Annotated in this window: 21 protein-coding genes; 7 read left to right on the top strand and 14 right to left on the bottom strand. The window is 52.0% G+C overall.

Annotated elements, in window-relative coordinates:
• Positions 1–2: 2 nt before the first annotated feature.
• From SQ11_RS07005 to SQ11_RS07035, 7 genes are all read right to left on the bottom strand, one after another.
• Positions 3–1,064: a glycosyltransferase family 4 protein gene (locus tag SQ11_RS07005; protein WP_232297918.1), complete on the bottom strand. Its 1,062-nt coding sequence runs from the start codon at positions 1,062–1,064 to the stop codon at positions 3–5.
• Positions 1,065–1,120: 56 nt separating this feature from the next.
• Positions 1,121–2,338, bottom strand: a complete 1,218-nt coding sequence (locus tag SQ11_RS07010; RefSeq protein ID WP_041513422.1) for a TIGR04063 family PEP-CTERM/XrtA system glycosyltransferase — start codon at positions 2,336–2,338, stop codon at positions 1,121–1,123.
• Between the two features lie 58 nt (positions 2,339–2,396).
• The gene (locus SQ11_RS07015) at positions 2,397–3,734 is read right to left on the bottom strand and encodes a glycosyltransferase family 39 protein (RefSeq protein ID WP_041513423.1); all 1,338 of its coding nucleotides are present in this window, start codon (positions 3,732–3,734) and stop codon (positions 2,397–2,399) included.
• The gene (locus SQ11_RS07020; RefSeq protein ID WP_041513424.1) at positions 3,712–4,839 is read right to left on the bottom strand and encodes a glycosyltransferase family 2 protein; all 1,128 of its coding nucleotides are present in this window, start codon (positions 4,837–4,839) and stop codon (positions 3,712–3,714) included. Before SQ11_RS07020 ends, SQ11_RS07015 begins: the two co-directional genes overlap by 23 nt.
• A gap of 336 nt (positions 4,840–5,175) precedes the next feature.
• Positions 5,176–6,204, bottom strand: coding sequence for a polysaccharide deacetylase family protein (locus SQ11_RS07025; protein WP_041513425.1), 1,029 nt, complete (start codon positions 6,202–6,204; stop codon positions 5,176–5,178).
• Between the two features lie 4 nt (positions 6,205–6,208).
• Complete coding sequence (locus SQ11_RS07030; RefSeq protein WP_052494040.1) at positions 6,209–7,144, bottom strand: hypothetical protein; 936 nt, start codon at positions 7,142–7,144, stop codon at positions 6,209–6,211.
• A 170-nt stretch (positions 7,145–7,314) separates the two neighbouring features.
• The gene (locus SQ11_RS07035) at positions 7,315–8,844 is read right to left on the bottom strand and encodes a PEP-CTERM sorting domain-containing protein (RefSeq protein ID WP_041513426.1); all 1,530 of its coding nucleotides are present in this window, start codon (positions 8,842–8,844) and stop codon (positions 7,315–7,317) included.
• A gap of 526 nt (positions 8,845–9,370) precedes the next feature.
• Between SQ11_RS07035 and SQ11_RS07040 the strand changes: the two genes are divergently transcribed.
• From SQ11_RS07040 to SQ11_RS07065, 6 genes are read left to right on the top strand one after another with little or no spacing between them, the layout of a single operon-like run.
• Positions 9,371–10,084, top strand: a complete 714-nt coding sequence (locus SQ11_RS07040; RefSeq protein WP_052494048.1) for a GNAT family N-acetyltransferase — start codon at positions 9,371–9,373, stop codon at positions 10,082–10,084.
• Between the two features lie 3 nt (positions 10,085–10,087).
• Positions 10,088–10,339, top strand: a complete 252-nt coding sequence (locus SQ11_RS07045; RefSeq protein WP_041513427.1) for an acyl carrier protein — start codon at positions 10,088–10,090, stop codon at positions 10,337–10,339.
• The gene (locus SQ11_RS07050; protein WP_041513428.1) at positions 10,336–11,193 is read left to right on the top strand and encodes a hydrolase 2, exosortase A system-associated; all 858 of its coding nucleotides are present in this window, start codon (positions 10,336–10,338) and stop codon (positions 11,191–11,193) included. Before SQ11_RS07045 ends, SQ11_RS07050 begins: the two co-directional genes overlap by 4 nt.
• Positions 11,190–12,062: a hydrolase 1, exosortase A system-associated gene (locus tag SQ11_RS07055; RefSeq protein ID WP_041513429.1), complete on the top strand. Its 873-nt coding sequence runs from the start codon at positions 11,190–11,192 to the stop codon at positions 12,060–12,062. The genes SQ11_RS07050 and SQ11_RS07055 overlap by 4 nt, the downstream gene beginning before the upstream one ends.
• Positions 12,056–13,306, top strand: a complete 1,251-nt coding sequence (locus SQ11_RS07060; RefSeq protein WP_084226766.1) for a glycosyltransferase — start codon at positions 12,056–12,058, stop codon at positions 13,304–13,306. Before SQ11_RS07055 ends, SQ11_RS07060 begins: the two co-directional genes overlap by 7 nt.
• 55 nt (positions 13,307–13,361) lie before the next feature.
• Entirely contained in the window at positions 13,362–13,985 is a 624-nt protein-coding gene (locus SQ11_RS07065; RefSeq protein WP_041513489.1) for a tetratricopeptide repeat protein, read from the top strand.
• Positions 13,986–14,032: 47 nt separating this feature from the next.
• Here the strand turns inward: SQ11_RS07065 and SQ11_RS07070 are convergent, their stop codons facing one another.
• The gene (locus tag SQ11_RS07070) at positions 14,033–15,088 is read right to left on the bottom strand and encodes an NAD-dependent epimerase/dehydratase family protein (RefSeq protein ID WP_041513430.1); all 1,056 of its coding nucleotides are present in this window, start codon (positions 15,086–15,088) and stop codon (positions 14,033–14,035) included.
• 19 nt (positions 15,089–15,107) lie between these two features.
• Entirely contained in the window at positions 15,108–16,388 is a 1,281-nt protein-coding gene (locus SQ11_RS07075; RefSeq protein WP_041513431.1) for a nucleotide sugar dehydrogenase, read from the bottom strand.
• Positions 16,389–16,977: 589 nt separating this feature from the next.
• Between SQ11_RS07075 and prsT the strand changes: the two genes are divergently transcribed.
• Positions 16,978–19,767, top strand: a complete 2,790-nt coding sequence (prsT, locus tag SQ11_RS07080) for an XrtA/PEP-CTERM system TPR-repeat protein PrsT (protein WP_052494041.1) — start codon at positions 16,978–16,980, stop codon at positions 19,765–19,767.
• A gap of 179 nt (positions 19,768–19,946) precedes the next feature.
• Here the strand turns inward: prsT and SQ11_RS07085 are convergent, their stop codons facing one another.
• The 5 genes from SQ11_RS07085 to rfbB form a co-directional block, all read right to left on the bottom strand.
• Positions 19,947–21,047: a fatty acid desaturase gene (locus SQ11_RS07085; RefSeq protein WP_041513432.1), complete on the bottom strand. Its 1,101-nt coding sequence runs from the start codon at positions 21,045–21,047 to the stop codon at positions 19,947–19,949.
• Between the two features lie 170 nt (positions 21,048–21,217).
• Positions 21,218–21,766 (bottom strand): dTDP-4-dehydrorhamnose 3,5-epimerase, encoded by a 549-nt coding sequence (gene rfbC, locus SQ11_RS07090; RefSeq protein ID WP_041513433.1) that lies wholly within the window; start codon positions 21,764–21,766, stop codon positions 21,218–21,220.
• The gene (rfbA, locus tag SQ11_RS07095) at positions 21,763–22,650 is read right to left on the bottom strand and encodes a glucose-1-phosphate thymidylyltransferase RfbA (protein WP_041513434.1); all 888 of its coding nucleotides are present in this window, start codon (positions 22,648–22,650) and stop codon (positions 21,763–21,765) included. Before rfbA ends, rfbC begins: the two co-directional genes overlap by 4 nt.
• On the bottom strand, positions 22,647–23,549 hold the full coding sequence (gene rfbD / locus SQ11_RS07100; protein WP_041513435.1) for a dTDP-4-dehydrorhamnose reductase: 903 nt from the start codon (positions 23,547–23,549) through the stop codon (positions 22,647–22,649). The genes rfbA and rfbD overlap by 4 nt, the downstream gene beginning before the upstream one ends.
• Positions 23,549–24,610, bottom strand: a complete 1,062-nt coding sequence (rfbB, locus tag SQ11_RS07105) for a dTDP-glucose 4,6-dehydratase (protein WP_041513436.1) — start codon at positions 24,608–24,610, stop codon at positions 23,549–23,551. Before rfbB ends, rfbD begins: the two co-directional genes overlap by 1 nt.
• Between the last annotated feature and the right edge of the window lie 29 nt (positions 24,611–24,639).

The following is a 24,639-nucleotide window of genomic DNA, read 5'->3' on the forward strand; positions in this document are numbered from 1 at the left end:
AATCAGCCTTTACCATCCGCTAACGGCTTGCCGGTTTCTGCCAGTACCTGTTCGTAAACCGCCAGCAATCGGTCACGTACTTTCGGCCACGTATACTGCTGTACCGACGCCCTACCCGCCTCGCTGATTTGCCTGGCTCTGGCTGGTTCGTTGAGTAGCGCAAGAATGGCATCGGCCATGGCCGCCGGATCCTTTACAGGCACCAGCAAAGCGGTTTTTCCATGCTCCACCAGATAAGGCACGCCTCCCACATCCGTGCTGACAACCGGGACACCGCTGGCCAATGCTTCCAATACTGAAATAGGCATATTATCGGCAAGGCTGGGATTGACCATGATATCGGCGCTACGGTAAAGATCAGCCATGCCTTCATTGTCCACCCGGCCCGTAAAAGTAACCGCATCCGCCATGCCGAGTCCGGCCGCGAGTTTCTGAAGTGCCTGCCGCTCCGGCCCGGTGCCCGCAATGGTGAGTGTCGCCGCGGGAAATGCTTGTCTGACAATACTGAAGGCACGCAGCACCGTGGCGTTGTCGTAGATTGGCTCCAGATTTCGGGTAACGATGATATGCGGCATACTTGTCCTCAACGGAGCCGCCACCCCGGTCTCAGCCGAAAAACGGCTGAGGTCGATAATGTTGGGTACGATGCGGGTGGGGAAACCGCGCTTTCCAAATACCCTTTCGAGAAAACCTGAAGGGACAATAATTGCATCCGTCCGGCGCAGGCTGGGTCTGATCCAAGCAAAGGATTTATCAAAGAAAGCATCCGCTTCACCTCCTCGGTAATTAACAATAACCGGTATCCCCCTGATCCTGGCTACCCAGATTGCGGGAGCGGCAAAGAGGTGCCATGACCACCCTGAGTTTGCCATTACATGAAATATCCGCACATTGGCTGCGGATTGCCAAAGATGAGCCAGGTAGGGTACAAGCCGGAACGCGGCCCTGATCCCCTTGAGGCCGCCAATCCAATGTGGACGATAAGGACGGTTAACCTGAATCAGTTCCACGGTAGCACCCTCGGCACGCAATAACCTGGCCAATTGCAGCGTTTGATTTGCCATTCCTCCGGAAGGCGGGGGCAAGGGTCCAATCAGTCCGATACGCATACCCGATGCCATCACTCTGGAATGCCCTTGCGAATAAGCGGACCGTAAACGTTTTGATAGCGGCCAACGCTGCCCCGCCAGGTCCGCTGGGTTTCCACAAAATTGCGAGCCGCTGTCCGAAGCTCGGGCCAGAGATCCGGTCTGGCAAGAAGATTCAAGACCTTGGCCGCCAAGGCATGAGGAGCACCCGCCTCGAAAAGGACACCGGTTTTACCGTCCTCGATAAGCTCCAGGTGGCCACCGACATCCGAGGCCACAACAAGACGGCCTTGCGCCATGGCTTCGAGCGGCTTGAGCGGTGTGACAAGATCGGTGAGCCGCATCCGAAGCCGCGGGTAGACAAGTATATTGATCAGATTGTAATAACGCTGCACCTGATCATGAGGAACGCGGCCGGTAAACACTACCTTGTCTTCCAGGCCCAGTTGCATGGTGAGCGTCTTTAATTCCTGTTCCTGGGGACCGCCGCCAACCAGCAGCACGCGAATGTCCGGATTATTGGAAAGCATCTCAGGAAGTGCTCGCAGCAGGACGCCCAAGCCTTCATAAGCATAGAAGGAACCAATAAAACCCAGCAGCAGCTTACCCTCGAGACCGAGGTCTTTAGCGAGTTGCGGATCGGACGACGCGTTGACTCCAAAATTTTCGATATTCACGGCATTCGGTATGACAGTGACTTTTTCCGGCGCGATACCCCGCCCGAGGATGTCGCTCCGCAGCCCTTCGCAGATAGTGGTGACCGCATCGACATGTCGCAATGCGTAACTCTCCAATCCCCTGGTAAGGCGGTATCGAATGCCCCATTCGCTGCTGGTGCCATGGTCCACTGCGGCGTCTTCCCAGAATGCCCTGATTTCATAAACGACCGGAATGCCCATGCGCCGGCCCACTCGCAACGCGGGTATGGCATTAAGGACAGGAGAATGGGCGTGCAGAATATCCGGTTTGACGATTTCGGCGACTTCACTCAACCGCTGAGTCAGACGATCAATGACGGCGGTCTGGTTCAAAACCGGCAGCCTGGACGTCAGACCCATCGCGGGCGGGGTGCGATAAAAATGCCATCCATCGACGTCTTCTTCAAGTGCGTCACCATTTCCCTGTTTCGGCCCTGTCAGGTGAAAGGTTTCCCATCCCAGCGCACCCTGCTCCTTGAGAATCGACAAGGTGCGAAAAGTATAGCCGCTATGCAACGGAAGGGAATGATCGAGTATATGAAGAATTCGCATTATTAGTCAGTTCGCCAGCGGCCGCCGGTTTGATCAGTCAAGACCATTTACCACCGTTCTATGCATGGCGATTCTGTGATTCAAATTGACCTGACAACCCTCTGGAAAGGGATTCTCTCAACATCACGGCCGCCCAGGCTGCATACATGATGACCCATGGCATGGCGGGAAAATGGAATCTCGCCTGGCCGGAAAAAACCACCGATATCAGCGTCAGATAAATCATCATGCAATATCCGAAGAGTACCCAGGGCCAGGCTACGCTATGGCCTTTTTTTGCAAGAAATACCAGCGCGGCGACAGAACCAGCAAGCAACAACCCGTAAAAAATCTGATTTATCCATCTGACTGAACGAAAAATTGGCTGATACTGCTGGTAGTGCTGATAGCCCGCCTGGTAGGCCCATTCGGCTTCCCCGTTTTTAGCCCAGAGATGCCATATCTTCAATGGAACAAGTTCGGCAAACCTGCCGGGGTTCTCCCTGATCCATGCAAGTGCCAACTCTTTTGCCCGTCGGTCCGCACCTACCTGATCCTGCACGGAAAAATTGCGCTGAACCACCAGCGGATCATTCTCCACATAACTCCCGTCCGCGCTGGGATTATTTCCAGTCAGAAGCGTTGCCCCGCCATTGGTCGAGATAAGTACGACTTCACCAAAGACCTGGGTATTTCGTATCGCCCAGGGCACGAGTACCGCAGCCATGATCAGGTAAATGACAAGGCCCTTCACAATATCCTCATGCAGATGAGTTTCACTTTTGGGCCCAAGGAGGCGGAAGAGCACTAAAAGGCCGGGCAGAAATACAATTTGCGGCTTGGTCAACGCGGCCAGCCCAAAGGTCAGGCCCGAAATGAGAACCCAGACCCATCCACGCCGGGCAATATAGAGGTATACGGCAAGCAGCAGCAAAAACGTAAAGTAAATCTCCGTTAACAAGAAGGAAGTATAGGCGATATTGTTCGGATATATTGTGAGCAGGAGGACGCCCAGGCGTGCAGCGGCTTCGCTACGGAAAATTCGACGGGTCAGCTCCAGTTGTAAAAAAAAAGTACCCGCCGCCATCAGTAAATTGGCCATCTGTCCAACGAACTGATCTTGACCGAAGAGATAAAAAAGAACACCCAGAAATCCGGGGTAACCGACGGGCCAATATGCGGTGGGGTAGCCATCTTCCGAGTAGCCCTCGCCTCTTGCGATACCCAGGCCCCGGCCAAGAAACCAGCTCGAATCCGAATCCATTTCCACGGGCAGGAAAAAAATCGGTGCTGCACGCAATGCAACGAAAAGCAGAAAGCAAACCGGTATGAAATAATGCGAGTCGAGTATCCGGAACGAAGAAGCCGCCGTCACCCCACGCCCCTGCGTATGGCTAATCTTTGGGGTCCGGGGCATGCTTGAATGTCCAATAGGAATTCAGGAAATAATTGATGAACATCGCAGGGGCAATGCCCACAAGCTGGTGAATCTCTGGGGGTGTCGCCGGAAACAGCATCGATAGCAACACGAACGTGGAATAGCTCACCACCAGCGATACGAGAGATACCATATTGAATTTCAGACCCTTTATACGTATGCGGTCTTGGGATTGCCGCCAGCGAAAGGTCCAGTAATTATTCAACAGGAAATTCGTAATGATTGAGGCCTCGATCGAGATGGGTGAAGCAAGATACTTATTAACGTTCATCTGAAGGAGCAGCGTGAATACCCCAAGATTCACAATGACGCCGGACAATCCCACGATGGCGAACTTGATGAATGTTTTTGAGCTATGCAACCGGATCCACCAAGCATTCAGGATAAACTCGATAATGTCCGAGATTCCAAGCTTGGACTCCCCTTCGGTTCGGTCAATGAAATCCACCGGAATTTCTTTGACGATCGCACCCAGGGACACAGCCTTGTGGAGCAACGCTACCTGAAAGGCGTAACCCTGGACACGGAGATCCTCGAATATGATTTTCCTTAACAAGGATGTTTTGATGGCCCGGAACCCCGCCGTGCAATCACGAATTTTGTAGATGCCCGCCACGTAACGCCCGACGATATTTCCTCCGAGGGAATTCATGCGACGCAGCAATCCCCATTCCTTAGGGATCGATCCACCTTTCACATAGCGGCTGCCGATTACAAAATCGGCTCCCTCGTCAAGAGCGGCCATCAAGCGTGGGACATCTTCCGGTTTGTGCGAGAAGTCAGCATCCATCTCGAACACAGCATCGGCATGAAGCTCATCCATGGCGTGGATCATGCCACGGATGTAGGCGGCGCCAAGCCCTGCTTTCTGTCCCATCAGCAAATGCACATTGGCATTTGAACCACCCGCCTTTTTCTGTCGCACGACATCCGCGGTGCCATCCGGAGAACTGTCATCCACCACAAGAATGTGCATGTCATGCGGCATATGTTGAAACTGCGCTTGTAACGCATCGATGATGCTACCGATGTTATCTCGCTCGTTATACGTCGGCAAAATCATCACTACTTTCAGATTCGCCATGGGATCTGCGCCATAAGAGTCAATTTATCAGGTTGTGGATTAAGATCAGAACGCGGCAGTTAAGGGTGATTGATATAGAGCGGGTCCCCAAAGTATCCCAAAATTCCCGGCGGGGATTTGAACCCGGACGATTGTATGGCCTTGCGTGGCCTTGGTAAAGATTCACCAGCCCTTACGCCTGGACTTGGGTAACATCGAAAAACCGGCTCAACTGATCAAATGTGGCACAAATCGATAATACTGCTGATTGCAGTCTTCCGATCGGCGGAATAACATCATAAACAAGGGTTACTTCATCAATATAACATAACGCCGCAGTCCAGTCGTTAGCATGCCTTACCTGCGTCCCATAGCCCAACGAAACTTCCGCATAAGCTCGAGGAAACCGGAAACCTCCGCCTCGAATTCCACCTGGGCGATATTTTCGCCATCCAGAAAACGCCGTAACTCGAGACGTTCCGTATCCGGGTAATTGAATCCGGAAAGACAGGTGGTAGCGCTTTCAATTCCCAGCGCTCTCAGCCAGGGAAATTGTGAGGGATGGAATTCGCCACTCGGATAGCAAAAATGCTGGAGTGGCCCACGGGCGATGCGTTCAAGCACCGCACGATTATCTACGATCTCTCTTTCGACACCTTCAGGATCACCGATTGGCAGACGGTGGCGGTGCGTGTGGAGTTGCAGGCCCATGCCCTGCGAGGGAAGCTGTGCCAGCTGTTCCATGGTCATCAGGCGAAAAAGGGGATTCTCCCCATCCGGGTTCCAATCCACTTCGAGTGTCTTCGCAAGCTTCGTCAGCAAAGCTTGCCTCTCCGGGCCGGTTCTCCCCTCGCTCGCCTCGCCGATGCTGCGTGCCGCACGCTCCCTCTCTTCTGGCGAGTTCAAGGGGATGGTTTCCGCATCCAGCCCGAAATCCTGCATGTCCAGGGCTTTTCCTCGCCCTTTCCAGATTAAATAACGGAGAGCCACGTTGAATACAGGCATCCCAGTCACCACATCGCTCGTGGTTACATATACGGTTGACGGAAATCCCTGCTTCCGCAGGGCAGGTACTGCCTTCGTGCCGATCCCAAGCCAGCCGTCGTCGAATGTGATGACCAGCGCGTGAGGGGGAAGGCTTTGCTGATCCATCAGCGTCAAGGCTTCACTAAGCGAAAGAACCGGATAGTTATGCCGCTTTAGATATGCCATGCGTTGGAGAAAGGTATCTTCATGCATGAACAACTTCGGGTGAAAACTATGCTCGTCATGAAGCGATATGCCGTGATAACAAATGATGCGCAACCCTCGCGCGGTCAATATCCGCGCCAGGCCGAAACCACCCAGCGCTTTGACGACGGTCAGTACCGTTTGGCGAAGTGACATATATTCAGGCTTGAAGACCTTCTGCGCGCGCTTGTTTCGCCCAGCGAAGCAAATCCTCGCGAGCCCAGACCATCAGGTAGTTTGTCGGCATATATTCCCCTTTTTCATACTGTTCCCTGCGCCGGCGCGAATGACCGGTGGCGTTGCCGATAGCCGCCCCGTCGCTTCCCATACGAAAAATACAAGCTCCGTTTTGCAGAGGCCGGTGACGAAGAAAACCGAGATTGGGAGTAATCTCCTCCACTCGGGGGTCATACCACCAGCTGCTACCAAATAAACCTTTGATTTGGGGATTCATCTCCAGCAGGTCGGCAACTCTCAGGTAGCAACGATCCCAGCCTTCGGGAGTAAATTGCCGGCGGGAGCGGGGATCCATGTGCATTTCATAAAATGGGCGGAAACCCCCGCTGCGCGCAGTAAAAAACCACAGTACTCCGAGTAGTTGATTGATGCCGTCGCGAAACGCGGTGCTGCGAGGAACTCCCGAAAATTCGTCCACAAGTTCTGCTCCGCAGGGAATCAACTTACCACGGCAAATCGCAAGATCCTTGTTGAATAGATCATTTTCCTGGGTATAGAATTCATGCGGATTCGTGTCGAATTGTTCAAGAATACGTCGAAATTCCACTTCATATTGCGATGCCACGGAGAGCGGAAGCCCTTTTTGCGCACGCCAGCCAAAATCGGCAATCAATGTGGCGAGTACCAGCTTATGGTAAAGCGCCATTCCGGCCAAACCGGACTTCCGCTCTATCTCAGCGCATGCGGCGCGAAAGGCCCCTGGAAGATCGCTGTATCCGCCATAAGTGCAGGTTGCAACAAGCTCAGCGGTGAGACGCTCGGAAAAAAGGCTTTCCATGACCCCGGGATATTCGCGCGCAAATTGAGCGCTGATGCCGCGAATAAGCGAGGCGGCCTGGGAAATGGGGAACTCGACCATTGGCTGATGTTATCCTCTCGGCCGGAGGGGCCATGCAACTAATCGATACGTAGAAAAATTGTCGATGACGGAGAGAAAGGCCGGGATGAGGCATAGCAAATGCGGGCGGATTGGAACCCATTTTGCGGGTAAATATCTACCCCGTTCAGACTCGTGCCGCAGATAATGTCTTATCTTCTCCGCACGCGGCCACGCAAACTACGTCCACGAGCAGCCCAGCCGAGAAGACCGAGCCCTGCCAGCCACATTGCATATGTTTGCGGTTCCGGAACCGCGGCAACCATTGGCTTATACAGCCATACCGCCGCATCCCAAGCCCCTCCTCCTTGAGAGGAAAGTTCGTCCAAAGCGATAAATGCACCTAGCGTTTCATCATAGTGCCACTTGCCCAGCACGCCGGAACCAAAGTTTCCATGAGGATGATCCACGGTTGAGCTTTCTATTCTGGTGACAGTCCAGGTAGTATTTTCGCCGATATTTCCGGCTGCATCGGTGAGGACATTTGCCACCCAGACCGTTCCCCCGCCATCTCCGCCATCCCACAGGACAATCGTATTATTGGCCGAATCATAATCAATACCATAATTTCCCGTCATTACAAAGTCGCTGCCATCCTGATTGACGAGATTGACTCCGATGTCGAGTTTTCCTTGAGGGTCGGCCGGATCTGGGTTGTCCAGATCCCATATCGTCAATTCGGATGTATAGCTTCCCGTGACAAAAGCTGTTTTGATATAAAGGTTATGTTCGGTATCAATCGTTCCGGCACTTTGGTACCCGCCCGTGTTACGCGAAGCGCGGATTCTCTCCCACGAATCCTCGCCACCGTTTCTGACATCCCCCACGGTATAACGGTAAAGAAACGGAAACCCTGATGCATTCGCGTCAGCGGTGAGATAAACAACGTCCTTGCCATTTTCGGTGCGGTAGGCGGTAGTTCCATGAATATAGGCCGGGGCTTCGGTACCAGTCCAACGCCCGTGCCGGTCGATCCACATGTCGCCGCCTTGCGCGATATTATCAGTGTTCCAGCCAGAACCGGTAGTGCCCCCGACTTTGTTCGGATCAGCCTTACTCGGGTCCCACAAATAAGGCCCGGCACGGCTCACGTTCGTACCGTCCGTCTTCTGGAAATTCCCGCCGCCGGGTGCCGCGGCTCCTCCGAATGTAAGGAACATGTCGTTGACGGGGAGATAAATATTGTTGTCATAGGTATGCGCAGATTGCGGCGCAGTGCCCCCGATGATAAATCCATTCGAATCAATCTTGCTTGGCAGGGAACCTCGTCCCCAACCTCCTGTCGCCCCATCCCATACATACATTTCGTTGCCTACGTAGTTCGCATGGCCGCCACCCCAGAGCATCAAGTTTCCTTCAGCCGAATCCCAGGCAAAGGAACTCCATGCCCTTACAACTGCCCCAGGAAATTTATTGCTGTTCGCCTGGACGGCGTCGGCACCTGTCGGCCACGCATCCGAAAAAAAGTTGGTACTTGCCTTGACCCAACCGCCCTCTGGGGTCGCCGCAAGCAATGACGACAAACGCTCGAAGCTGGTGGCGGCATGGGCTTGCGCCACAAATATGGAGAATGCGCTGACGACGAGGAGCTTGCCAAATGTTCGACTTACCGGCTGAATCATACTCTTGGGATAACTGGACACCAGGATTTCATATTCACTTGATATACCCAATTTATACATGTCTTCATCCCTGAAAGTGGAAGCGCCCAGACGGAAGCATACAAGAAAAAGCGCTGTAAAATGAGGCTACTTTCACTTTTACTTAATACTTCATATGTCTTATAGTACTATTCTATTAATAAGCTTTGCTAATATACCGCGTGCACCAAAATCGGAACAGAGCAAAATCCAATTTCCAGCAGAATAATTGCAGGTGTTTCCGGAAAAAATACCGTTGTTCCCATACCACAATGGCAGAATTTACCGGGACATGGGAAAAGTTCCAAAGTCAATTGAACCCAGATAATCCATTAGTCGACTCTGCGAGCCTACGCGAGTGCTGATTGTCAGGTTGCGCCCTAATGAATTATCTGGGTTGAAAGTGTCCTTGCCTGACCCTCGCACCCAGCTTACAACCTGTTCAACAGCCAGACATGGCAAATTAAAATCACTGAGCTCAATGGCCACCTATGATGGATATTCGGGCTAATCAATCGTTGCGAGTGTAATGGCATCAATAACGGCACGAAAGAACGCATTCAACCAAATGTTGGAGCAATGGGGCTGGTTCAATACCGGCCTTTTCGTGCTTAACAGACTTCTGGCCATTATCTCAAAGGGAAGTCTGCGACTATACAAATATAATTTGATCGCGCAGCCCGTGGCAAAAGTAAGCCTGCTTCCGCCCGGGAGGGGCAGAAAGATAGAAATTCGATTGATTCAGCCACATGATGAAATTACCCGGCAATTCCCCAGGCCCGCAGCAGCGATTCAAGCAAGATTCGAGCAGGGCGCGAAATGCCTGGTGGCATTTAAGGACGGTCAATTTATCGGCTTCCTGTGGCTATTACTGGGAAGCTACCAGGAGGATGAAGTGCGGGCTCGCTTTACCCCGCTGCCCCTAAATCAAGCTGCGTGGGATTTCGATGTGTATGTGGTGCCGGACTTCCGTTTGGGACTGACTTTTCCGCGCCTGTGGGATGAGGCAAACCGCTTTCTGACCGGGAATGATATTCTATGGTCATGCAGCCGCATTTCTGCCTTCAACGCCGGCTCCCTCGGCGCCCATGCGCGCCTTGGAACGGTATCGCTGGGTAATGCCATTTTTTTTTGTGCAGGCCGGTGGCAGGTTACCTTCGCCTCCATACCCCCTTATTTTCATCTGTCTTTAAATCCAGAATCCTTTCCGCAATTCTGCTTGAATACACAGGGGCTCGGAAGAACCCTATCCACCGAACACGACAAACCAACTATGGAGTAAGCAATGCAGTACCTTGAAGAAGTAAAAAACATTCTGTCCGATGTATTGAGTCTCGGTGAGCGAAAAGACTCCCTCAATGAGGATTCAATCTTGCTGGGAAATCTCCCCGAATTGGATTCAATGGCGGTTGTGAATGTGATCACAGCTTTGGAAGAGCACTTTGGCATTACCGTGGACGATGATGAGATCAGCGCGAGCACTTTCGAGACCCTTGGCAGCCTGACCCGCTTCGTCGAGCAGAAACTGGCTGAATGAATGGATTACCCGACACTCTCCCCGCCGAGTCTTTCTTTCTGAAAACCGGTGCCGGAGAACGGTTCTGTCTTTACCACGGCCCTCATCCCGACAGGGAATGCCGCGGCGTATTAATCTATGTTCATCCTTTTGGCGAAGAGATGAACAAATCCCGCCGCATGGCGGCGATGCAGGCAAGGGCCTTTGCCGCGATCGGATTTGGCGTATTGCAGATCGATCTTTTTGGCTGCGGCGATAGCAGCGGCGAATTCGTGGAGGCTCGCTGGAATATTTGGAAACAGGATTTGGTTGCTGCAAGAAACTGGTTGGAAAGTAAGGCGACTGGCCCGGTCAGCCTTTGGGGTCTGCGTTTGGGTGCGCTACTGGCATTGGACTTTGCCAGGAATCCTGAAAACGCGGTTGACAAGATCATTCTGTGGCAACCGGTAATTAGCGGAGAATTGTTTCTTACCCAGTTTCTGCGTCTGCGGCTGGCCAACGAAATGCTCTCAGGCAGCGAAGGTAGCCAGAAAGCATCCGGAACGCATGCGATGCGCGCTACCCTTGAGAAGGGGGAAATTCTTGAGGTGGCTGGTTATGAGCTTGCACCGGATTTGGCCGCCGCTATTGATTCGCTGAAAGCAGCTGAACTCATTGTAACGCGAAATCCCATTCACTGGTTCGAGATCGTGGCCGAGCCGGAGCGTCCCATGGCGCCCGCCGGAGCCAAAGTGGTAAGTGCTTGGAAAGAGGATGGGGTCGATTTGCATGTGCACCTTGTGCCGTGCCCGCCATTCTGGGCTACTCAGGAAATTTCGGAATGCGCTGAACTGGTATCGGCTACGACAAACGTTTTTGCTGATGGCGCTCCATGAACTTCGAGGAACGTACGCTTACTTTTCCGTGTAACGGCAATTGGTTATACGGCATTTTGAGCTTGCCCGAGTCCTCAGTTTCCAGAGGTGTGCTGATCGTGGTGGGCGGACCACAATATCGGGTTGGAAGCCACCGCCAATTCACCTTGCTTGCCCGCCACCTTGCCGCTCAAGGTGTGCCCGTCTTGCGTTTTGATTATCGGGGAATGGGCGATAGCGAAGGGGATGTGCGGACGTTCGAAGACCTGGACGATGATCTGCGTTGCGCGATCGATAGTTTTCTCAAGGAAGTTCCATCTCTTAACGAACTGGTGATCTGGGGATTATGTGATGCCGCGTCGGCCGCGCTTTTCTACGCTCCTCAGGATAAACGCGTAACAGGACTGGTACTGCTCAACCCGTGGGCACGAACAGACGAGGGGGCTGCCAAGGCCTATCTGAAACATTATTATATCGCCCGGCTATTTGAGCCGCGCTTATGGAGCAAGATATTGCAGGGACGCTTCAATTATTCGGAGGCGGGTCAATCGTTCCTGAAAACGGCCGGCACAGTCTTGAAAAGAAAAAAAAGCGCTGTGGCAATCACGAACACCGAAGGGATCAAATCTTGCGATCGCGCTCCCCTGCCGGAGCGGATGTTCACCGGACTCAGCCGTTTCGAAGGAAAACTACTTCTGATAACCAGCGGCAATGACCTCACTGCTCAGGAGTTTCTGGGCATGGTCAACGATTCACCCTCGTGGCAAAAATTGCTGGCTTCCCCACGCGTGTCCCGGGTGGATTTACCTGAGGCCACCCATACCTTCTCGCGGCGCGAATGGCGTGATCAGGTCGCGGCCTGGACAAGGGAATGGATTCAATCGTGGTGAAAAGAGTCCTGATGATCGCATTCCATTTTCCTCCGATGCGCGGAAGTAGCGGCATCCTGCGAACCCTGAAATTCTCCAGGTATCTACCCGAATTTGACTGGGAACCCATCGTACTGACTGCCCATCCCCGGACCTATTCCAGCATCGGCGACGATCAGGCCGGTGAAGTCGGGGAGCGGGTAGCGGTATATCGGGCATTTGGTCTGGATACGTCCAGGCACTTGTCGTTCATGGGGCGGTACCCGGCTCTGCTGGCTTTGCCGGACCGCTGGATCTCCTGGTCGCTTGGAGCCGTGCCCATGGGCTTGTATCTGATCCGGAAATATCGGCCCGATGTCATCTGGTCAACTTACCCAATCGCGACCGCGCATTTGATCGGTCTCAGTCTGTCTCGATTGACCGGGCTGCCCTGGGTTGCGGATTTCAGGGATCCAATGACCGATATAGACTATCCACCCGATCGACTCACTCGCCAGACGTTTCAGTGGATCGAGAGAGAATCGGTCAATTACTGCACCAAAGCGATTCTCACTACGCCCGGTGCGGTTGACGATTATAAAAAAAGATTTCCACAAACGCCCGCTTCGCGCTTCCATCTCATCGAGAATGGATACGATGAGGAAAATTTTACCGCGGCTGAGGCAAATCTGATAAAGGAACAAAAAAAAAATACCCGGCTGGTACTGTTACATAGCGGGATTATTTATCCTTCTGAACGTGACCCTACACAATTCTTCGAAGCCTTGGCGGTCCTCGCCGGGCAAGGATTGATTTCTCACACGGATCTTCACGTCATCCTGCGAGCCACCGCTCACGATAGCTACCTTCTTCAACTGATAGATCGATACAAGATTGGCGATATTGTCTCGCTTGCGCCCCCCATTTCCTATCGGGAGGCCTTATCCGAAATGCTGGCTGCGGACGGTCTGCTGATTCTTCAGGCATCCAATTGTAATAATCAGATCCCCGCAAAACTGTATGAGTATCTGCGTGCCCGCCGACCCATTCTGGCCTTGACGGACCCAGCCGGGAATACCGCCGCGGCATTAATCAGCGTGGGAATCGACACGATAGCGCCCCTGGATTCCAAGAATGATATCATGCGGGAACTGCCACGTTTTCTGGCATTGATCAAAGGAAATAAGGCCCCCATCGCATCGATGGAAAATGCACTAGCAGCTTCGCGCAGATCAAGAACAAAGGAATTGAGCGCCCTTCTTGATGACGTGGCTCAGCGCGCCTGACCGTGAATCGTTGCCAATTATCCGGATCGGACTATTTACCTGGAAGGAGCCTTTTATGAAACTAGTATCCTGCCTAACGGCATTAATGATCTCCGCAATTTCCCTAAATCTGCAGGCGGCGCCTCATTGCGGAGAATTGGAAAACGCTTATGGACCTTATGATTACACTGATTCCAATGACCGGCAGAAGAACCTGGCCATCGTTGAACAATACCACTTTACCCCTAACATCGAGAATCTGGTGAGGGGAAATTCCGGGCATGTCGGGGGGGAACTGGACTATACGCTCAGGGCTTTTCCCAACCATCATCGGGCATTGGCAGCGCTTGTAAAACTCGCCCTCAGAGACAAGACCGTAAAACCGGTGGGAGCAAAGTATTCCGTTGAGTGCTATTTTGACCGCGCTATCCGCTTCAAGCCCAACGACACCGCAGTTCGAGCGGTATACAGCAATTATCTGCTGAAACTTGGGCAACCGGATAAAGCCATCGATCAACTCAATGTAGCCGTTAACCTTCAACCGGAAGACCCGACCATTAACTACAATCTCGGTCTGCTCTACGCACAGAAAAAAGATTATGGGCAGGCAAGAACTTATGCAAAGAAAGCCTACGAACTTGGCTTTCCTCTGCCCGGCCTTAAAAACAAGTTGATGGAAGCGGGGAAATGGGAGGATTAGTCTGAGCTAGCATGCCCTGCTTCGCCAGGACCGCAGCCCCCCTAATGTTACTTATTTGCATCGCCGTTCTTCTCGGATGCAAGATGAGCGATATACCAATCCAGCGCTTGCTTGAGCCCTTCATCGATCCGATGGGTCGGCGCAAAACCCAGCAGCCTGGCAGCCTTGGAAATATCGGCCTGTGAATGCCGTACATCTCCCTTGCGAAAATCCACGTATTCCGGCTTATGATGCTGGAGGTGGGGGAATTTTTCCAGAAGCAACACGCGCATCATTTCATAAAGTTGATTGAGGCTGGTACGTTCATTAATTGCCACGTTGTAGATTTGATTGACCGCCTCGGGATTCTCGGTCAGTGCCGCCAGAAGATTGGCTTGAATAACATTTTCGATAAAACAGAAATCCCGGCTGGTTTCACCGTCCCCATTGATATATAGCGTCTTGTTTCTGATGAGTGCAGCGATCCATTGAGGAATCACTGCCGCGTAAGCACCATTCGGGTCCTGTCTTGGACCAAAGACATTAAAATAACGTAACCCGATGGATTTCATGCCATAACAACGCGCAAATACCTCGGCATAAAGTTCGTTAACATACTTGGTCACAGCGTAAGGAGAGAGCGGCCGGCCAATCACCGATTCAATTTTAGGCAAATCAGGGTGATCGCCGTAGGTGGAACTGGATGCTGCGTAGACAAAACACTTTACAGAGGCGTCGCGCGACGCCACCAGCAAATTCAGGAAACCCGAAATATTGCTTTCGTTTGTACGGATAGGGTCCTGAATGGAACGCGGCACGGATCCAAGAGCTGCTTCATGCAATACGTAATCCACACCCTTGCATGCGTCCCTGCAAACTTCCAGCTGGCGAATATCCCCCTCAATCAAACTGAAATTCCGCCAGGACTCTTCTCCAATCAGCGCTTTTATTTGCTCAAGGTTATGCGGATAGCCAGTCGAGAAATTATCCAACCCCACCACTTTCTGGTTCAACTTAAGCAAGGTTTCCAGCAGATTAGAGCCGATAAAGCCCGCAACGCCCGTAACCAGCCAACGATATTGATGATCTTCCAGATGCCGCAGGACATTTTGATAGCTTGTCATATTCTGCCGGCCGGCTTTTTCAAAGACGCCAGACGTTAAAACCGGCCGCGTGTAGCGCTGTTTGATCGAGCTGGGACTTAACGTCAATAAAGCACCCTTTATCGGTAATTTTGGATTGAAAATCGGTCAAGGGCCTGCCGGTAAATTCCCGATGCGAAACCGCCACGATTATCGCATCCGCGCAGGGAAGACTTTCCCATGATTCAAGTTCCAAACCATATTCATGACGAGCTTCTTCAGGATCCGCAACGGGATCATGAACGTGGATCTCAACTCCGTAGGATTTAAGCTCATGAATCAAATCGGCAACTTTGGAGTTCCTCAGGTCGGGGCAGTTTTCCTTGAAAGATAGTCCGAGAACATTCACTCGCGCACCCCGGACGTTGATGTCAGCCTTGATGATCTGTTTTATGGTTTGTTCCGCGACGAATTTTGCCATGCTGTCATTAATACGGCGCCCAGCCAGGATAACCTGGGGTATATAGCCGATCATCTCCGCCTTGTGGGTAAGATAATAAGGGTCTACGCCAATGCAATGCCCACCTACCAAGCCGGGACGAAATGGGAGAAAATTCCATTTGGTGCCGGCAGCCTGGAGAACTTCCAGCGTGTCAATATCCAGCTTATCGAAAATGATGGCAAGCTCATTCATCAATGCGATATTCAGGTCACGTTGCGTGTTCTCGATCACCTTCGCCGCTTCCGCGACCTTGATGCTGGATGCGCGGTAGACGCCGGCGGAAATCACGCTTTCATAAAGCGCAGCAATTTTCCCCAGCGTGTCGTCGTCATCTCCAGACACGACCTTCAAGATAGTGGTCAGCGTATGCTGTTTGTCACCGGGATTGATGCGTTCCGGAGAAAAGCCGACGTGAAAATCATTTTTCCATTTCATGCCGGAATGTTTCTCCAGCACCGGAATACAAACCTCCTCCGTCGCCCCGGGATAAACCGTGGACTCATAGATAACGATCGCTCCCCGCTTCATATATTTGCCTACGGTCTGACTGGCGCCGGCGAGCGACGCAAAATCGGGCTGATGGGCAAGATCCACAGGGGTCGGCACCGCCACCACGATATAATCGGCCTGCGCCAGCTCTGAAGGGTCCGTGGTGACAGAAAGTTGACTTGCGGCCTGAAAGTCATCAACCGCGACTTCGCCGGTGGGGTCTATGCAACGTTTGTAACTCTCGACTTTGCTGGTGGAGAGATCGTAACCAATCGTCCGCCGCTTCTTGCCGAATTCAACCGCCAGGGGCAATCCCACATAACCCAATCCCACCACAGCTACTACACTCATAATTGTATCTCCCCTCCATTATTGTTCATGGCAACATAATAATCGCTACGTCATACATTATCGCCCTGAACTCTCATAAAGTAACCTGTACTAAAGGCCAATTCAATTCTGCATGCACGAGCATATCATACCGGGTAACGATGGTGATAAGATGACAGATAAACGCGCATTTTCCCTGATAACGCCAATCAAAAGACAAAGCTGCTGCGCGGCAGCTGTTCACATGCTATAAATAACACAGGCGGGCATCACCACGATTTTTACCGTAGATGAAATCTTCTCATCACTTCATCCATGAATGATCAAGGCATACACGCATGATTTTCGACAGCCGGCCACTACACTTCCGAGATAGGCATCCGGTTCTTGAATCCGCGTTCAACCTGGACAATTCATTAGAACGCAAGATAATGGCAGGCAGGCTGCGAGACAGTTTTGCCGATGGAAGAAATCCATCGCTTGGTCTGTGGGCGCCGGGCAGGGAGTAAAATGGCCGCAAGCTGACTCCCGCATTCGCGCAGATTTGCAGGGCCTGATGGATTATCTGGGTTTAATATAGTTACAATCGCTAACGGAAAAGGGAAGATTTATGCGTAACCTAAGCGTCGCGACCGCAACCAAAAACTTATTGACGCTTGTGACCTCGATTGCACTGATTGGGGCAGGCATTGTTGGCTGTGGCAAAACCGAGGATGCCCAGAAGCTAATGTCCGATGCGAAACAGTATCAGCAAAAGGGGGATGACAAGGCTGCCATTATCCAGCTTAAAAATGTATTGCAGAAAAATCCGGATGATGCCGAAGCCCGTTATCTCCTGGGCGCGATTTACAACAAAACCGGTGAATTGCAATCAGCCGAAAAGGAACTCCGCAGAGCTCTGGCCCTGGGAATGAGCCCCACAAAGGTATTACCCGATCTGGGTAAAACGTTGCTAAATCTGGGCCAATTCCAAAAGGTTCTGGATGAAACGAACCAACTTTCCGACAACAAGAATTCTGCTGAAATTTCGACATTGCGAGGAAACGCTTTCCTGGCATTAGGTAAAACAAAGGAAGCCAAGGAGCTATTCGAGCAGGCGCTTGAGAACAAGCCGGACTTTCCGGATGCGTTAATCGGAATGGCGAGATATTCGATCTCGGAAAAGGATATGGAGGCGGCAATGCGCTTTGCCGAACAAGCCGTAACCCGGAATCCGGACGATGCCGAGGCATGGCTTTTCAGGGGCGACCTGTTACGCGTCCAAGGAAAAAATGATCCAGCTCTTGCGGCCTATGATCGGGTTGTGAAGTTAAGGCCCAATAATTCCTCTGCATTAATCAATAAAGCCTTCATAGAGATTAATACCGGAAAATTTGAAGCAGCCAAGGCGGATATCGACGCGGCACGCAAGGTGACGCCCGGCAACCTGATTGTCTTTTATACGCAAGCGCTGCTGGATTTTACTCAGAAAAAACACACAGCCGCGTTGGAATCCTTGCAACAGGTACTCAGCAAATCGCCGGAACACTTGCCTAGCGTCCTGCTTGCAGGAGCTGTTCAGCTTGAACTGGGATCGTTGCCACAGGCAGAGCAACATTTGAAATTCTATTTGGACAGAGATCCGGGGAATCTCTATGCACGCAAATTAATGGTTTCAGTTTTACTGAAAAACCGCCAGCCACAGCGCGCGATCGCCTTGCTGGCTCCCGCACTCAAAAATGTGCAGGAAGATCCTCAATTATTTGCCCTCGCGGGCGAGTCCTATATGCAGGCCAAGGATTTTGCCAAGGCAACGGAATATTATGAAAAGGCCAGTCGTATCGCGCCGGAAAGCGCGATGCTCCATACCGCACTAAGCATGAGCCGGCTGGGAGAGGGGGATAGCTCCCGCGCCGTAGCCGAGTTGGAGAAGGCGACAAAACTGGACCCCAAGTCCGCTCACGCAGGCATTTTGTTGGTCATGACTCATCTTCGCCTCAAAGAGTTCGACAAGGCGCTGGCTGTGGCGAGAACCCTTGAAAAGGAACACCCAGACAATCCCTTTATTCAAAATCTGAAAGGAGGTATCTACCTCAGCAAAAAAGATACGCCTAACGCACGGGCAAGTTTTGAAAAGGCCCTTTCCATCCAGCCGACCTACTTTCCCGCGGTGGCAAATCTCGCCCAGCTTGATCTACAGGACAAAAAACCGGATGCCGCCAAAAAGCGCTTCGAGGCCATTCTCCAAAAAGACAAAAAGAACATTCAGGCCATGACGGCGCTATCCGGCCTTGCTCTCAATCAGGGACAGAATAAGGAAGCGACCACATGGCTGGAACGAGCGAGCCAGGAAAATCCGAACGCGCTCCAGCCCGCCATGGTTCTGGCAACTCACTATCTACGCATCGGAGAAAAACAGAAAGCCCTGAATCTTCTGAAGAAACTGCAAGCTACGCACACGGGCAACGCGGAGGTGCTGGATTTACTGGCACAGGCTCAATTTGCCAACGACGATAAAGCAGCCGCCCTGGAAAGCTATAATAAACTTGCTGCCATGACGCCGGAATCTCCTCTCGCGCAGTTCCGTATCGCTTCCCTTCACATCGCGGCAGAAAACTGGTCTGCCGCATCCGACGCCCTCAGAAAAGCGCTGGCGCTAAAGCCGGATTATCTGGATGCACGACTGGCGCAGGTCATGATCGAGTCGCGCAAAGGAAATAATGAAAGGGCCATCGCAATTTCCCGGGAGATTCAAAAACAGCACGCAAAATCACCGGGAGGTTACATCGCGGAAGGGGATCTGCAGATGCAACAGAAAAACCCCTCAGCCGCTGCGAAGGCTTATGAGCACGCATTGGCGCTCAATAAAGACCCATCATTAATGATCAAATTGCATGCATCGCTTAGCCAAGCCGGAAAAAGCAAGGAAGCAAACGTCCGACTGCACCAATGGATGAAGGAGCGGCCTGATGATGGATCGGCCCGTATGTATCTTGCCGGGGTCTACCTCGCGGACGGGCAGATGAAACCCGCCATAGAGCAATATCAAATCATCCTACGGAAAAATCCCGACTATGTGCCGGCATTGAACAACCTTGCGACAGCTTACCAGCAGGAAAAAGATCCGCTGTCCCTGGAATATGCCGAAAAGGCCTATAAGCTGGCTCCGGATAGCCCAGCAGTCCTGGATACCCTGGGATGGATATTAGTGGAGCAAGGCAATGTTACGCGGGGGCTGCCGCTCTTGCAGAAAGCAACTTCCCTGGCACCGGATATCGTTGAAATCCGTTATCACTTTGCGCTCGGATTGGTTAAAGCCGGCGACAAAGCTAAAGCCCGCAGGGAGCTTGAACAATTGCTCGCTACCGGGAAAAGCTTTCGTCATATCGAAGAGGTAAAAACGTTGCTGAAGCAGATATAGCAGGCGGGTAGTAAAAATCAACCGTGGAGAAAGTTGAGCCTCGATCTCCCGTATCGCTTCGCGTGTCAGGGGTATACAAGGCCCAATAAGATAAGCGTTCCATGACTGGTTTAGCCTTAGCCCGGGCCGTTAAAATGGCTTGGATTCCGGATTTTCACGGATGCGTTTTATCACGCATTTTATCGTCTACCGACGGTATCGTTCAATGTAGCGCCGGATATAGACGATACCTCGCGCCCTGAGGTTGCTGCCGAAGCTTCGCCCCAGATACGCCGCAGCGCATCCCACATGCCTGTACGCATGGTCTTCAGGTATAGGGTATTGTCACTCAAACCATTTACCAGCCGCCTCTGCGCCTTGCCAAGATTATGATAGGGCAGGCTCATGAAAAGATGATGCGTAGCATGATAGCGCAAGCCGACAGGAGCCCATAAGGCGGTAATGAATAAATTGCCCGGAACATTGATGGAGTCGAGAAATTGCTCGGTAAATTCCATCTGATGATCACCCGGGTTACGATAGGCATGGGCACTAAGCGTGCGTAATGCATTCACAAAGAAAATAAACATTGCGATTACGTACCAGAGAACCAGAGCCTTATAGGTCAGCACACCCAACGCAATGCAGATAAAGGCCGTTGTTACAAATACAAAAGCGGCAAACTCCTGCAGCCGCCAATGCGTATCGTTACGGATGGCATTTTGTGCACGTTTATAGCTCATATCGATGGTAAGCGAGGAAGCCCGCTCCCAAATAAACTTACGCAGCGGGGGAATCACATAAGACAAAGGCGTAAGGATGAGAAAACGGACAATGAAGAAAAAAGGCAAAATAAACGACAACATGACATAGCCGACCATTGCCACGGGCTTCTGGGTAGCGAAGGGAATATACTCACCATCCTTACTGGTTCCGTAGACGTCGCGCTTATGATGATCGTTATGAACACCGTCATAGGTAAAAGAGGGGACCAGCAACGGTATGCCGCAAATGGTATTCCATACCAAGCGAAACAAGCCGAATGTGCCCTTCTTCAAATGGGCCAGTTCGTGAACAAAAATAGCCGCGCGATAAAAAGCAAATGTGGCGATAATCGCAACGACGATCTGCCAGGTGGAAAACGGCGGCATCGACACGGCGGCTATAAAGGAAATCCAGCCCAGAGAGATATGAAAGAGAAAATCCCCCCAGTAAATCCAGGGATTGGGCGTCATCAAATCGCGGACAAGCTCATGTGCCTCCCGCAATGGGAATTCCCGGCCATTTGTTGTTTCTATCATACCCAGGCCCTCATTTCGGATCGCTCATGGTGGATTGCATCAAGCTTATGCGCGGCTAATATCTGATTTATTGCCATTTAGTTTACCAGCACCGATTCAAACGATACATAACCCACATCCGTCCGCGCCCGATTCATCGTGACAAGCTTGGTGAAACCAATGGGCGCAACCTATGCAAATAGGTCGGCATCGGCGAGACTTGCTCCCTGCTTATCTTTGGCCGAAATGACCAGGTGCTCATTATCGATTGGCCAAGCGATGGCGAGCTCGGGGTCGTCCCATGCAAGGCTGCGCTCAAAATCAGGAACATAGTAGTCCGTCGTTTTGTACAAGAAATCCGCGCTATCGCTAAGTACATAAAAACCATGGGCAAATCCCGGCGGCACCCATACCTGACGATAATTATCTTCGGTTAATTCTACTCCGACCCATTGCCCAAAGCTTGGCGAAGATTTGCGGATATCTACCGCGACATCAAATACCGCACCGCGCACTACCCGCACCAGCTTTCCCTGAGGTTGCCGGATCTGGTAGTGCAAACCACGCAGCGCACCCCTGACCGAGCGGCTGTGATTGTCTTGCACAAAATTCACGTCAAGTCCGGTGGCCTGACTGAAAGTCTTCAGATTGAAGCTTTCAAAGAAAAAACCCCGGCTATCGCCAAAGACTTTCGGCTCAATAATCAGGACGTCAGGAATGGAGGTGGAAACCGCTTTCATACCACTACCCGCTCCTTCAATAAGCGTAATAAATATTGACCGTAGCCATTTTTGGCCAGTGGTCGCGCAAGTTTCTCAAGCTGCGCGGCGCTGATGAAACCTTGACGGTAGGCGATCTCTTCCGGGCAGGCCACCTTAAGACCTTGCCTGTGTTCGATGGTTTCAATGAAATTGCTTGCTTCTATCAGGCTTTCATGGGTACCCGTATCCAGCCATGCATAACCCCGGCCCATAATTTCAACGTTGAGTTGGCCGCGCTCCAGATAGATACGGTTAACATCGGTTATTTCCAGTTCACCACGCGCGGAAGGCCTGAGGTTAGCTACAATATCGGTAACCTGATTATCATAAAAATACAGTCCGGTAACGGCATAATTGCTTTGGGGTTGAGAAGGCTTCTCTTCCAGCGACGTCACTCGATGATGACTATCAAAAGCGACTACGCCATAACGCTCGGGGTCTTGTACATGGTAGGCAAATATGGTTGCGCCTTCCGGTCTTGAGATGGCGCGTTTGAGTTGCACATGCAAATCGTGGCCATAGAAAATGTTATCGCCCAGAACTAGCGCGCTGGGACTATTCCCAACAAAATTTCTGCCAATGGTGAAGGCATGAGCCAATCCGTCCGGGCTGGGTTGCACGGCATAGTGCAAGTTCAATCCCCAATCGCTCCCGTCTCCCAGGAGTTGTTCAAAACGTGGCGTATCTTGCGGAGTGGAGATGATCAGGATGTCGCAAATACCCGCCAGCATGAGCGTGCTCAGGGGATAATAGATCATCGGCTTATCGTAGATGGGCAACAGCTGCTTGGAAACCGCCTTCGTCACCGGATACAGCCGTGTGCCGGAGCCACCGGCGAGAATAATGCCTTTACGCTGGGTCATGATTGATTCTCAAGAATTTCCGTAAGCATACGTGCCACGCCGGTTTGCCACAAAGGCAAACTCAAATCGAACGTACTCTGCAATTTTCTGGTATCCAACCGTGAGTTTGCGGGTCTCGGGGCGGGCGAGGGAAATGCGCTGGCGGGTATGGGTTGAATACTTTCTGGCGCAACTTTGAGTTTGACTCCCGCTTGATGAGCCAGGTTCAATACGAAACGGGCATAACCGTACCACGAGGTCTCTCCCGCCGCAACCAGATGATAGAGACCGGACACGCTTTGTTCGCGCAATGCTTTACGGATAGCGTGAGCAGTGACATCCGCGAGTAGATCTCCACCCGTGGGTGCACCAATCTGATCATCGATAACGGTGAGGCGCTCACGTTCCCGGGCAAGGTGCAACATGGTTTTCGCGAAGTTGCCGCCCCGTGCGGCAAACACCCAACTGGTACGAAAGATCAGATGATTGCAGCCAGAGGCCAGTATGGCCGCCTCGCCTTCCAGCTTGGTGGAACCATAGACATTTAAGGGTCCCGTAGAATCGGTCTCCACCCAAGGCTTACTTCCGCTGCCATCAAAAACGTAATCGGTAGAGTAATGGATCAGCCACGCGCCCAACTTATGGCCCTCACAGGCGAGCGTGGCGGGAGCCAAGGCATTGATGATGCGGACTCGCTCCGGCTCGCTCTCGGCCTTGTCCACGGCAGTATGCGCAGCGGCATTCACGATTACATTCGGAGCGATTGTTCGAACCGTTTCGGCAATGCCATCAAGCTGCGTGAAATCGCCGCACAATTCCCGACTATTAAAATCCAGCGCCACCAATTCACCCAAAGGGGCCAAGCTGCGCTGCAGCTCCCAGCCGACCTGGCCATCTTTGCCGAACAACAGGATTTTCATCAAGCGCGTCGCTCGTAATTCTTGTCAATCCATGTCCGGTAGCTGCCGGATTGCACATTTCCGATCCAGGCCGGGTTATCCAGGTACCACTGGACGGTCTTACGAATACCGGTTTCAAAAGTTTCAACAGGTTTCCAGCCCAGTTCACGCTCAATCTTGCCTGCGTCGATTGCGTAGCGCCGATCATGGCCGGGGCGATCGGTAACAAAGGCGATTAAACTGCGGTAAGGCCCAATAGTTAGGGGTCTTAATGCATCCAGCAATGCGCAAACGGTATGCACGATGTCGATATTGGGTTTCTCGTTCCAGCCACCTATGTTGTATGTCTCACCAGGAATGCCTGCTTCCAGCATGCGGCGTAGCGCACTGCAATGGTCTTTCACATAAAGCCAGTCGCGGATCTGCTGGCCATCGCCATACACAGGCAATGGCTTGCCCGCGAGAGCGTTGACGATTATCAATGGAATGAGTTTCTCCGGAAATTGATACGGTCCATAATTGTTGGAACAATTACTGGTCAACACAGGCAAGCCGTAAGTATGATGGTAGGCGCGCACCAGATGATCGCTGGCAGCCTTGCTTGCAGAATAGGGACTATTGGGCTCGTAACGATGGGTTTCATTAAACGCCGGCTCGTCTTTGGCCAAGGAGCCGTAAACTTCATCAGTCGAAACATGGAGAAAACGAAAATCCTGTTTTGCTTTTTCGTTCAGTCCGTTCCAGTAGGCTCTGCCAGCCTCCAGCAACCGGAAGGTGCCCACGATATTGGTCTGGATAAAGTCCTCCGGACCATGAATAGAGCGGTCCACATGGCTCTCCGCCGCGAAATTGATGATGGCACGGGGTTGATGGCGCTCCAGTATGCTGTTAAGCAATACGGAATCCCCGATATCACCCCGCACAAAGGTATGTCGCTCATCCGCCGCCAGTATGCCTAGATTCTCCAGATTACCCGCATAGTTCAGTATATCGAGATTGATGATCGGTTCGTCAGACTGCTCTAGCCAATCCAGTACAAAATTTGTGCCGATGAATCCGGCGCCACCCGTGACTAGTATCATCCTAAATCCGTGTTTGACCGTTCATTTAA

The sequence above is a fragment of the Nitrosospira sp. NpAV genome, assembly GCF_000832065.1.
GTDB lineage: Bacteria > Pseudomonadota > Gammaproteobacteria > Burkholderiales > Nitrosomonadaceae > Nitrosospira.